2 protein-coding genes are annotated in these 1,340 nt (G+C 64.9%); both read left to right on the top strand.

Annotation, left to right across the window (positions count from 1 at the left end; all coding sequences use genetic code 11):
* Window positions 1–51: 51 nt before the first annotated feature.
* Window positions 52–669: a glutathione S-transferase family protein gene (locus MXAZACID_RS07100; protein WP_008493532.1), complete on the top strand. Its 618-nt coding sequence runs from the start codon at window positions 52–54 to the stop codon at window positions 667–669.
* Between the two features lie 2 nt (window positions 670–671).
* Complete coding sequence (locus MXAZACID_RS07095; protein WP_008493530.1) at window positions 672–1,238, top strand: histidine phosphatase family protein; 567 nt, start codon at window positions 672–674, stop codon at window positions 1,236–1,238.
* Window positions 1,239–1,340 lie beyond the last annotated feature (102 nt).

Genomic DNA, 1,340 nt, shown 5'->3' with positions numbered 1-1,340 from the left:
CCTAAACTCCCCCGGCGGCGGCCACAGGGCCGCGATTTGCTGGGAGCCATCATGAAACTCTTTTATTCCCCGAATGCCTGCTCGCTTGGCATCCATGTGATCCTCGAGGAAATCGGCAAGCCGTTCGAGCTGGTGAAGGTCGATCTCGCCTCCGGGGCGCAATATAAGGAGCCCTTCATTTCACTGAACCCGAAATCCAAGGTGCCGGCTCTGGCGCTGGAGGATGGCAGCGTGATCACCGAATGGCCGGCCGTGGCCTGGTATCTGGCGAAGACCAATCCTGAAGCGCATCTGCTGCCCACCACCCTGGAAGGCGAAGTGAAGGCGCTGGAATTGCTGGATTACATGGTCGCCACCGTGCATATGCGCGGCTTCACCCGCATCTTCCGCCCGGCGAATTTCACCCCGACCACGGCGGATGAACCCGCCGTGCAGCGCACCGGGCGCGAGATTGTGGAGGCCGGCTTCAAGCAGCTGGCGCAGAGCCTTGGCGCCAAGGCCTATCTGCTGGGGGATCTCTCGATCGCCGATGCGGCCTTGTTCTATTTGACCCATTGGGGGGTGCAGCGCGCCAAGATGACGCTGCCGCCGGCACTGGCATCGCATCTGGAACGCATGCGCGCCCGCCCGGCCGTGCAGCGCGCTCTGGCCAGCGAGGGGTTGAGCTGAACATGGCCTTGCCGGCGCGGCCCTTCTGGTTCCTTCGCCATGGCGAAACCGACCTGAATGCCGCCCGGCTCGCCCAGGGGGCGGGCATCGATGCTGGCTTGAATGCCACTGGCCGCGCCCAGGCGGAGCGCGCCGGCCCGTTGCTGGCGGGGCAGGAGATCACCGCCATCATCGCCTCGCCCCTGCAGCGCGCCCGCCAGACGGCGGAGATCATCAATGAATTCCTGCGCCTGCCGCTCAGCATCGAGCCGGATCTGCGCGAGGTCGCCTTCGGCAGCATGGAAGGTGAGCCCTTGCTGCCCTGGTTTCCGGACTGGCTGGAAGGCCGCGCCACGCCGGACGGGGCGGAGAGCTTCGCTGCGCTCACCCGGCGCGTCGAGACGGTATTAACGCGAATCTTGAAAACGCAGCAGGGGCCGGTGCTGCTGGTGGCGCATGGCGGCGTGTTCCGGGCCATGCGCGAACTCATGGGGCTGCCCAAGGAAGGGCGCACCGCGCACGCCCTCCCGATCTTTTGTGACCATACCGGCGAAGGCTGGCAGGCCACCAGCCCCGATCTGGGGATCTAGCGCCTCAGCTTTTCGCTTGAGGCGCTAGCCTTTGATTGAGCGAGCCATTTCAGGTGTTTATCTTGACGCTAGCGCGTCAATCCAACCAGTTTACGCTCTAGC

It is taken from the genome of Acidocella sp. MX-AZ02, from assembly GCF_000306035.1.
GTDB classification, from domain to species: Bacteria; Pseudomonadota; Alphaproteobacteria; order Acetobacterales; family Acetobacteraceae; genus Acidocella; species Acidocella facilis.
Note: the sequence above shows the minus strand (reverse complement) of the source record. Positions and strands in the feature narration are given on the sequence as shown.

Excerpts from the sequence above, each read along its gene's own strand:
- MXAZACID_RS07100 (WP_008493532.1), top strand. The coding sequence starts at position 52 with ATGAAACTCTTTTATTCCCCGAATGCCTGCTCGCTTGGCATCCATGTG.
- MXAZACID_RS07095 (WP_008493530.1), top strand. The coding sequence starts at position 672 with ATGGCCTTGCCGGCGCGGCCCTTCTGGTTCCTTCGCCATGGCGAAACC.